This window comes from Acidovorax sp. IB03 (genome assembly GCF_016406015.1).
GTDB classification, from domain to species: domain Bacteria; phylum Pseudomonadota; class Gammaproteobacteria; order Burkholderiales; family Burkholderiaceae_C; genus Acidovorax; species Acidovorax temperans.
On sequence record NZ_JAEFCH010000062.1, the window covers coordinates 1 to 9,713 of the forward strand.

At 59.5% G+C, this 9,713-nt stretch carries 7 protein-coding genes, 4 tRNA genes and 1 pseudogene; 8 read left to right on the forward strand and 4 right to left on the reverse strand.

All coding sequences use genetic code 11. The features are described from left to right. The first annotated feature begins 91 nt into the window (after window positions 1-91). Together IHV84_RS19575 and IHV84_RS19580 are read left to right on the forward strand one after the other, a co-directional pair. Window positions 92-1,087, forward strand: a complete 996-nt coding sequence (locus IHV84_RS19575; RefSeq protein WP_198848099.1) for a YheT family hydrolase — start codon at window positions 92-94, stop codon at window positions 1,085-1,087. A 16-nt stretch (window positions 1,088-1,103) separates the two neighbouring features. Then, window positions 1,104-1,631, forward strand: coding sequence for a DUF2946 family protein (locus IHV84_RS19580; protein WP_198848100.1), 528 nt, complete (start codon window positions 1,104-1,106; stop codon window positions 1,629-1,631). Window positions 1,632-1,782: 151 nt separating this feature from the next. On the opposite strand, the gene IHV84_RS19585 is transcribed toward IHV84_RS19580, so the two are convergent. From IHV84_RS19585 to IHV84_RS19600, 4 genes are all read right to left on the reverse strand, one after another. Beyond that, window positions 1,783-2,298: a cytochrome c5 family protein gene (locus IHV84_RS19585; RefSeq protein WP_066691840.1), complete on the reverse strand. Its 516-nt coding sequence runs from the start codon at window positions 2,296-2,298 to the stop codon at window positions 1,783-1,785. A gap of 78 nt (window positions 2,299-2,376) precedes the next feature. After that, complete coding sequence (locus tag IHV84_RS19590; RefSeq protein WP_198848101.1) at window positions 2,377-3,783, reverse strand: efflux transporter outer membrane subunit; 1,407 nt, start codon at window positions 3,781-3,783, stop codon at window positions 2,377-2,379. Beyond that, the gene (locus IHV84_RS19595; protein WP_198848102.1) at window positions 3,776-6,931 is read right to left on the reverse strand and encodes an efflux RND transporter permease subunit; all 3,156 of its coding nucleotides are present in this window, start codon (window positions 6,929-6,931) and stop codon (window positions 3,776-3,778) included. The genes IHV84_RS19590 and IHV84_RS19595 overlap by 8 nt, the downstream gene beginning before the upstream one ends. 11 nt (window positions 6,932-6,942) lie before the next feature. Then, a complete protein-coding gene (locus tag IHV84_RS19600) occupies window positions 6,943-8,145 on the reverse strand; it encodes an efflux RND transporter periplasmic adaptor subunit (RefSeq protein ID WP_233100143.1) in 1,203 nt (400 codons plus the stop codon). 235 nt (window positions 8,146-8,380) lie between these two features. Here IHV84_RS19600 and IHV84_RS19605 point away from each other — a divergent pair, with 235 nt between their 5' ends. From IHV84_RS19605 to IHV84_RS19630, 6 genes and pseudogenes are all read left to right on the forward strand, one after another. Continuing rightward, on the forward strand, window positions 8,381-9,016 hold the full coding sequence (locus tag IHV84_RS19605; RefSeq protein ID WP_198848104.1) for a TetR family transcriptional regulator: 636 nt from the start codon (window positions 8,381-8,383) through the stop codon (window positions 9,014-9,016). Between the two features lie 64 nt (window positions 9,017-9,080). After that, a tRNA-Arg gene (locus IHV84_RS19610) sits at window positions 9,081-9,156 on the forward strand. A gap of 67 nt (window positions 9,157-9,223) precedes the next feature. Further along, window positions 9,224-9,309 (forward strand) — tRNA-Tyr (locus IHV84_RS19615). 55 nt (window positions 9,310-9,364) lie between these two features. After that, window positions 9,365-9,438, forward strand: a tRNA-Gly gene (locus tag IHV84_RS19620). Window positions 9,439-9,485: 47 nt separating this feature from the next. After that, window positions 9,486-9,560: transfer RNA gene (locus IHV84_RS19625), tRNA-Thr, on the forward strand. A 74-nt stretch (window positions 9,561-9,634) separates the two neighbouring features. Then, window positions 9,635-9,713: pseudogene (locus tag IHV84_RS19630) on the forward strand (elongation factor Tu); the annotation flags it as partial.

Consider the following 9,713-nt stretch of genomic DNA (forward strand, 5'->3'; position numbering starts at 1 on the left):
CGACGTACGACATTTATCGAGTGCATCACTAGCATTCGCTAGAAGAGCCTAAAAAGTGGCTCTAATGCCCGTTGAATAAACGCTAGAAGCTATGAAATATGTAGCGCCTTGGTGGCTCCCTGGAGGTCAGATGCAAACCATCTGGCCTGCGGTGTTTTCGCGACGCACGCATGGCCCCACTCCGGTTTTTCGACGTGAACGCTGGACAACGCCCGACGCTGATTTCATTGACGTGGATTTCTTGGCGGGTGGCGAAGATTGCCCACCCGCTGCGCACTCTGCCGAGATTCCGATGCTGGTGGTGTTTCACGGGCTGGAGGGCTCTTCACGCAGCCACTACTGTCAGGCATTTGCTGAAGTGGCCCAGGAGCGGGGTTGGGCGTGTGCTTTGCCCCACTTTCGTGGCTGCAGCGGTGAGCTCAACCATGCCCCGCGTGCCTATCATTCAGGCGATTACGAAGAGATTGCCTGGATACTGGCCCAGCTCCGTGCTCGCCATCCTGGGCCGGTGATTGCTGCTGGTGTATCGCTGGGCGGCAATGCTTTGCTGCGCTGGGCTGCGGAGGCTGGTTCAGACGCATCGAGTCATGTGAAGGCCGTGGCGGCGATTTGCTCTCCCCTGGACCTGGCGGCCGGTGGCCACGCCATAGGCCGCGGCTTCAATCGCCAGATCTACACCCGCATGTTCCTGCGAACCATGATCCCCAAGGCATTACGTAAATGGGAACAACACCCGGGTCTTTTTGACCGGGACGCGCTCCTGGCAGCGCGTGATCTCTACGCTTTTGACAACGTATTCACCGCGCCGCTGCATGGTTTTCGCAATACCGAAGACTATTGGCATCGCGCCTCTTCCAAGCCACTTCTTTCCCACATTCGTGTGCCCGCCTTGGTGGTGAATGCGCTCAACGATCCATTCGTGCCTGCAAGCAGCCTGCCCCGTGCCGGGGAGGTGGGGCCATGCGTGACGCTGTGGCAACCCAGGCACGGTGGTCATGTAGGTTTTGCGCAAGGCCCGTGGCCCGGGCATGTGCGCGCCATGCCAGATGCTGTGAGCGCTTGGCTGACAGCGCAACTGCCCGGATGAAAGGCACAATTCGCCCATGGATGACATCGTCAAACAAGCATTGGCCAAATGGCCAAACGTACCGGATTGCTACGGATGGCTGGGGCTGGATGCGCGAGGGCGCTGGTTCATGCGCGACGACGCCGCGCAGGCCGCTGGAGATTTTCCGCAAAGCCGTGGTTCGTGGCTGCGGCACGAAAAACTCATTGATTTCATCGGCCGCAATTACGAAAGCGACGATGAGGGGCGATGGTTCTTTCAGAACGGACCGCAGCGGGTGTACGTCGAGTTGGAGTGCACTCCGTGGGTCTGGCAGGTTTTGCCGGACTACCGCCTGCAGTCCCATACCGGTTTGCAAACCAGTGCGGGGGAATGCCTTTTGGACGAAGAGGGGCGTTTGTATATCGCTTCGCCCCAAGGACTCGGTTTGGTGCACTCGCAGGATATGGTGCTGGCCGCGGAAGCGGTAGAGCAAGGAGTCTGGGTGCCCCGTGATGTGGTGTCTGCCGACTTGCCCGCGCAGTACGGCTTTGTTCGCAGCCCTGCCAAGTCACAGCGACGTTAAGTTCCAGCAGCTGCGCACAGAGATCTGACGCTGGCTGCTGATCGTTATGGTTTTTTGAAGAGTGCCTGGCCGCTGCTTGTTCGGCATGCGCCAATAAAAAAGCCGGTGCAATGCACCGGCTTTTTTGATCAATAGACTTGGCTCGCCTTGATCACTTGGCCTCTGCAGCAGCAGGTGCAGCGGGTTCCTCGAACTTGGCACCGGCTGCATTGCCCATGTAAGCCACGGCACGTGCAATTTCTGTGTCGTTGAAATCACCACCGCCTTGTGGCGCCATGGCACCCTTGCCCTTGAGTGCGGATTGCACCAGCGCTTCAAAACCAGTCTTGATGCGCGGGGCCCAGGCTGCCGCGTCTGCGAGCTTGGGTGCGCCCGCAGCGCCCGTGGCGTGGCAAGCGGCACATTGGCCCTTGTAAACCTCTTCGCCTGCACGCAGGGGGCGGTTGGCGTCGCGCACTTCCACCATGCCTACTTTCTGGATGCGCTCAGCCAAGGCCTTTTCAGGGTTGGACGCGCCCGGTGCGGGCTTGTTGCTGGACGAGACATACAGCACCAGGCCGATGATGGCAAAGATCGGCACCACGAACGAGAGGAATCCCGCCACGAGTAGTTGCTTAGGGGTCTTGATCGGGCCTGTATGCGCTTCTTCGTGGTGGTTGTCGCTCATGACGTCCTCTGGAGTTTCGGGGGCTTTGATGAAATCAACCTTAAATTATATCTATAGGCTGCGGAACTTTGTCCCCCATCAAGGCTTGGCGCTTGTTGTCTCGTCGGTCCAGCCGCCGCCGAGTGCCTTGAATAACGACACCTGGTTTTGCAACTGGCTCAACCGAACTTGCACCACGCCCTGCTGGGTGCTGAACAGAGACCGTTGCGCATCCAGCAAGTCGAGGTAGCTGGCCACGCCATTCTGGTAGCGCAGATCTGCCAGCTTGAAGCGGATGGATTCCGCTTCGGCTTGCTTGCGCTGCGCTTCTAACTGCTCTGTGAGCGAGCTTTGGCTGGCGAGCGCGTCCGCCACTTCTCTGAACGCTGTCTGGATGGCTTTTTCATACTGGGCAACGGCTACGCTGCGAGACGCCTGTGCGCTCTCCAGATTGGCCTGATTGGCGCCCGCATCAAACAGCGGTAGCAACAGCGAAGGCGCGAGGGTGAAGCCCCAGGAGCCGTTCTTGAACAGGCCGGACAGTTCACCACTCGACGTTCCGGCTTGGGCTGTCAGTGAAATGCGTGGAAAGAAAGCGGCCCGCGCTGCACCAATGTTGGCATTGGCGGCGATCAGCTGTTGCTCTGCCTGGCGGATGTCAGGACGCTGCACGAGCAGATCGGAGGGGAGGCCCGCAGGTACGGCCTGGATGACTGGCGCTGCGTTCAGGTCACTGCGTCCCAGGGTGGCGCGGATGTCTTCGGGCAAGGGCTGCCCCAGCAGCAAAGCCAGCGCATTTTCATCCAGTGCCCGCTGGCGCTGCTGCTGGGCCAGCGTGGTCCGCGCAGCTTGCGCCAAAGATTCGGCCTGCCGGTAGTCGAGCTCGGATGCGGCACCAGAATCCAGACGCAGTTTGGTCAGGCGAACCGACTCTTCGCGGGTCGCTAGAGTGCGGCGAGACAGTTCCAGCAAATCCTCGTCGGCCAGCAAATTCAACCACCCATTGGCGACGGAGCTGATCAGGCTGACTTGGGCCGCATTGCGGCCTTCTTCAGTAGCCAGATACTGCGCAAGCGCCTGTTCCTTCAAGCTGGCCACCCTGCCGAAGAAGTCCAGTTCCCACGCAGTCACGGCCAACCCAACGCTGAAGTTGTTGGTGATGTTGCCCGTGCCGGACGCAGATGCGCGTGTGGCGTTGGCCGCCAGTCCCACGGCTGGGTATTGCGCAGCACGACGTACCTGGAACTGGGCCCGCGCTTGCTCTACGTTGAGGCTTGCAATGCGCAGGTCGCGGTTGTTGTTCAGCGCCAGCTCAATCAACTGCTGCAGCCGTGGTTCGGCAAAGTAGGTACGCCATGATGGCAGCGTGGCATGACTTTCCGAAGCGGGCACGTTGGGGAAGCCTGTGGGCACGGGCGCGGCGGGGCGCTCGTACGTTGGGATCATGGAGCACCCCGTCAGCAGGGTGACCAGGGCCAAAGCGAGAGGCGTGATTTTCTTAGTCATGGTTTCCAATTCCGGCTTCTTCTGCGTGGCGGCGGTTCATCTCCTGCTGGCGTGCGCTGCCTTTGAACAGGCTACGCACCACCACGAAGAACACCGGAACAAAAAACACTGCCAGTACAGTGCCCGTGACCATGCCACCCAGCACACCGGTGCCGATGGCGCGCTGGCTGGCGGAGCCCGCGCCGCTGGCGATGGCCAGGGGAACGACACCCAGACCGAATGCCATCGAGGTCATGATGATGGGACGGAAGCGCAGATGGGCAGCTTCCAGGGCAGACTCGATGAGCCCCTTGCCCTGTGCCTGCAGGTCTTTCGCGAATTCGATGATCAAAATGGCGTTCTTTGCCGACAAGCCGATGATCGTGATCAGACCCACCTGGAAATAAACGTCATTGGCATAGCCGCGCATGAGGGTGGCCAGCAGAATACCCAGCACACCGAGTGGCACCACCAAGATCACCGCCAGCGGGATGGACCAGCTTTCGTACAGGGCCGCCAGGCAGAGGAACACGGCCAGGATCGCGAAGCTATAGAGAATCAGCGACTGTGAGCCTGCCAGTTTTTCTTCGCGCGACTGTCCGGTCCACTCGAAGCCAAACCCTGCCGGCAGTTGGCCAGCCAGCTTCTCCATTTCAGCCATGGCCGCGCCAGTGCTGTATCCGGGGGCAGGGCTGCCCGAGATGCGCATGGCCGGATAACCGTTGTAGCGCACCGTTTGCTGGGCACCCTTGACCCACTTGGTGGAGGCGAAGGCCGACAGTGGCACAGGCTTGCCTTGGGTATTGCTGGCGTTGAGTTTCAGCAAGTCGTCCGGCTGCATGCGCGCGGGTGCATCGGCTTGAACCACCACGCGCTGCAGGCGCCCCTGGTTCGGGAAGTCGTTGACGTAGCTGGAGCCCAAAGCAGTGGACAGCGTCGAGTTGATCGCATCGAAGGTGACGCCCAGTGCGTTGGCCTTGTCGCGGTCGATGTCGATTTGCAGTTGCGGAGCATCCTCCAGCCCGTCTGGCCGCACCTGCGTCAACACCTTGCTCTGCGAGGCCATGCCCAGCAACTGGTTGCGTGCATTGACAAGTGCCTCATGGCCTGCGCCGCTACGGTCCTGCAGGCGGAAGGTGAAGCCGCTGGCATTACCCAGCTCTGGGATGGGCGGTGGGCTCAAGGGGAAGATGAATGCATCGCGAATGCCGGACAAGCCGCCAAACGCGCGGCCTGCGACCTCTTGTGCAGACTGGCCAGGGCCATGGCGTTCACTCCAGTCCTTGAGTGTCACGAAGGCCAACGCGGCGTTCTGCCCCTGGCCGGAGAAGCTGAAGCCCAGAACGCCCACCATGCTTTGCACTTCGGGCTGCTTCAGGATGAATTGCTCCACCTGTTCCATCACAGCCAGCGTTCGCTCTTGCGTGGCGCCGGGCGGGAGCTGCACGTTCACGATGATGTTGCCCTGGTCTTCGCTGGGCAGGAAAGACGTGGGCAGGCGCATGTAGACCACGGCCACAGCACCCACGATGGCTGCGTAGATCACAAGGTAGCGAACCGCACGCTTGAGCATGCGGGCCACCCAGCCTTCATAGCGCTTGGCGCCAGAGGCGAAGCTGCGATTGAACCAGCCAAAAAAGCCGCTCTTTTCGTGGTGATGGCCTGCTTCGACAGGTTTGAGCAGCGTGGCACAAAGGGCCGGCGTGAGCGACAGCGCCATGAATGCCGAGAACCCGATGGAGGCCACCATCACGGCCGAGAACTGCCGATAGATGTTGCCTGTGGAGCCCGCAAAGAAGGCCAGTGGAACGAACACCGAGATCAGCACCACGGTCATACCGATGATGGCGCCTGAGATCTGGCGCATGGCTTTGCGCGTGGCGTCCAGCGGGGACAGCCCTTCCTCGCTCATGATGCGCTCGACGTTTTCCACCACGACGATGGCGTCGTCCACGACGATACCGATCACCAGCACCATGCCAAACATGGTGAGCACGTTGATCGAGAAGCCCAGAGCCAGCAAGATGGCGAACGTACCCAGCAAGGCGATGGGGACCACGATGGTGGGGATGACGGTATAGCGCCAGTTCTGCAGGAACAGGAACATCACCAGGAACACCAGGGCGACGGCTTCCAGCAGCGTCTTGGCCACCTGGGTGATAGAAATATCCACGAAGCGAGAACTGTCGTAAGGAATGCTCCAGCTCATGCCTTCTGGGAAGTAGCGCGAGAGCTCGTCCATCTTGGTGCGGACTGCTTCTGCGGCTTCCAGCGCGTTCCCACTGGGCGACAGTTGGACGCCAATACCTACGGCGGGTTTGCCGTTCAGTCGCGCAGCGGTAGCGTAGGCTTGGCCACCCAACTCCACGCGCGCCACATCCTTGAGGCGAACGGTGGAGCCATCGGCGTTGGCCCGAAGAATGATGTTGGAGAATTGCTCGACGGTAGACAGCTGCCCGCTAACGACCACGGTTGCTGAGATGCCCTGGCCAGACAGGTTGGGCAGATCACCGATGGTGCCGCTGGCAACCTGCGCGTTCTGCGCCCGGATGGCAGCCGTGATCTCCGCGGTGGAAATGTTGAAGCTCAGCATCTTTGCGGGATCGATCCAGATCCGCATGGCACGTTCTGTGCCGAAGAGTTGCGCTTGCCCAATGCCTTTCAGTCGCAGCAACTCTGGCACCACGTTGCGGGATGCATAGTCACCCAGAGCGACGGTATCGGTTTCGGGGTTGCTGGACGAAAGCATCGTGAACAGCAAGAAGTTGGACCGCGACTTGTCCACGCGCACGCCTTGTTGCGTGACGGTAGCAGGCAACCGCGGAGATGCGCGGGACAGGCGGTTTTGCACGTCCACCTGTGCCAAGTCGTCGTTGGTTCCGGGTTGGAAGCTCAGGGTGATGCTCCCGGAGCCATCGGCCTGGGCCACAGACTCCATGTAGATGAGCCCTGGTGACCCGTTCATTTCACGCTCGATCACGGAAAGAACGCTGTCCTCCAGCGTTTGCGCAGAAGCGCCCGGGTAAGACGCATTGATAACGATCGAAGGCGGTGCAACCGGGGGATATTGCGAGATGGGCAGCTGCGTGATGGCAACGCCCCCCAGCACCATGATGAACAGTGCAATCACCCACGCGAAGATGGGGCGGTCAATAAAAAACTTGGCCATGTGTATGCCTCTCAGGGCTTAGCGGCGGATGCGTCGGCGGCAGGCGCAGGTGCTGCTGCTTGGCCTGGTGCTTGCCAAGGGACCGCTTTCACGGGCGTGCCAGGTGGAAGCATTTGCAGCTTCTGGAAGCCGTCCACCATGACTTTTTCGCCCGCCTGTAGTCCTTCGCGAACAACCCAGCGGTTGTTCTTCGCCGCGCTGATCTTGACTGCGCGCTGGCTGACTTTTCCGTCTTCAGCGACTACGTTGACGATGTCCCCTTGCTGTGTGCGTGTCACGGCCTGCTGCGGAAGGGTGATGGCATTGCTGGCCTGGGCTTGCTCCAGCTTGACCCGCAGGTACAAGCCTGGCAACAGTTCACCCTTGGGGTTGGGCACCTCGGCGCGCAAGGTGATTTGGCCTGTGGTGGAGTCCACGGTCAGGTCGGAAAACAGGAGCTTGCCAGGGTGCTCGTACTCCGTTCCATCGCTCAAGATCAGGCGCACGCTCGCTGCGTCTTTGCCCTCCGCGCGCTTGAATTGGCCGCTGGCCATGGCTTTGCGCAGCTGAAGAATGTCGTTGGCAGATTGAGTGAAGTTGACGTAGACAGGGTCAATTTGCTGGATGACAGCCAGAGGAGTTGCCTCGCCTTGACCTACCAGCGCACCTTCTGTCACCAGAGCCCGACCGATTCGGCCTGAAATCGGTGCTGTGACCGTTGCGTAACCCAAGTTGATGCCTGCGGTACGCACCGCTGCCTTGGTCGAGGCTACGTCTGCCTGGGATTGTTTGACTGCAGCCTCTGCGTTGACGAAATCTTGCTTGCTGATCGCATTGGCTTCGACCAACGGACGGTACCGTTCCAGCTGCGCTTGCGTTTGTGCCAGGTTGGCTTCTGCCTTGGCTTGGTTGGCCTTGGCGCTGTCCAAGGCCGCCGCGTAGGGGGCTTCATCGATACGGAACAGGGTTTGTCCCGCCTTCACGTCGCTGCCCTCCTTGAACATCCGTTGCTGCAAGATGCCTGCTGCCCTGGCGCGCACTTGAGCCACCCTGGAGGCCTCCACGCGCCCCGGCAACTCGGTGACCAGACCCACATCGCCTGGAGTCGCCGTGACAGTACCCACTTCAACGGCAGGCCTCTGTCCTGCAGCGCTGGGTGCCGTTGGCGCTTCCTTGGTGCAGCCAGCCGCTATCAGCGCGGAAGCGAGCATGCCGACAACAAGCCGTGCTTGCATGCGAGGTGGATGGTGTGGTGTGGATGGCGCGTCATGCAAGCTCTTCATGGAATTCCTTTGAAGCTGGAGCGAGGGCAGGTCGATCATTTCAGAAGCCGAAGAAGATGACCACAGTAGATTGCAGTCGAACGAAAGCCCGACGGATAAGGTGCGGGATTATGCATACAATCGTGAATGTATAATTGAATGGTGACCGCGGATTTTCGGGTTGCCGTTAAAGAAATGGATGGTGGAGATGGCGCGCAGGTCCAAGGAAGACGCAGCTGCGACACGCAATGGATTGATTGATGCGGCCGAGCGTGTGTTTTGTGAAAAGGGCGTGTCGCGGGCTTCGTTGAGTGACATTGCCTCGGCGGCGGGGGCGACGCGCGGGGCGATCTACTGGCACTTCAAAGACAAGGTCGATCTGTTTAACGCCATGATGGATCGCGTGACGCTGCCTTTGGAGGAGGGCTGTGCTCAGTTCTCGTGTCTTGCGAGTGGCGATCCTGTGGGGCGTCTGCGTTCGGAGATGGCGTTCGTTTTGGGGGTTGTGGCATCGAATGCCCAGGCCCGGCGTGTGTTTGAAATTGCCATGTACAAAGTTGAGTATGTGGAAGAGATGGCTGCTATCCGGGATCGGCACATTGCTGCGTCGGGTGCTTTCACGGCGCAGCTTGCCAAAGACTTCGCTTTGGCGGCTGAAGTGAGTCCATTGCCGGTCTCTCTGTCTCCGCATGAGGCTGCGGTTGCTTTGCATGCTCTGTTTGATGGGCTCATTCAAAACTGGATCTTGTGCCAGGGGGCGTTTGATTTGGTGAAAGTGGGTGCGAGTGCGACAGACGCTTTTTTGTCTGGCCTGGGTCTCAAATGGGGTGATGGCACGGTTTGATGTTCCCGCGTCATTGTTGTCGTGTGCTTGCGTGCAATAATGTTGAGCTTGCATGTCAATTAGCGCGGCTGTAGCTCAGTGGATAGAGTATTGGCCTCCGAAGCCAAGGGTCGTGGGTTCGATCCCCGCCAGCCGCGCCAAATCTTTTGTCTTTTTGCCAATTTTTGTTGGTGTTGATGAAAGTCGTGCTAAAATTCGAAATTCTTCGGAGGGGTGCCCGAGTGGCTAAAGGGGGCAGACTGTAAATCTGTTGGCTTACGCCTACACTGGTTCGAATCCAGTCCCCTCCACCAAATTTAGTGAGTAGCTTGTCATTTTGACGAGCTTCGCAAAGGCTGAAAAGCCAATGCGGGAGTAGTTCAATGGTAGAACCCTAGCCTTCCAAGCTAATGACGCGGGTTCGATTCCCGTCTCCCGCTCCACTTTTTTGGTTTTTCGTCTGTCATTATTTTTTGTGATGATCAGATTTGCCCATGTGGCTCAGTGGTAGAGCACTCCCTTGGTAAGGGAGAGGTCGCGGGTCCGATTCCCGCCATGGGCACCATTTGAAGGTGCGTCCGGTTCTGGTTGCGCCGAGATCCTGTTGTTTTGAGATAGATATTTTTCGGAGTCGGAAAAATGGCAAAAGGAAAATTCGAGCGTACCAAGCCCCACGTCAACGTGGGCACGATCGGTCACGTGGACCATGGCAAGACGA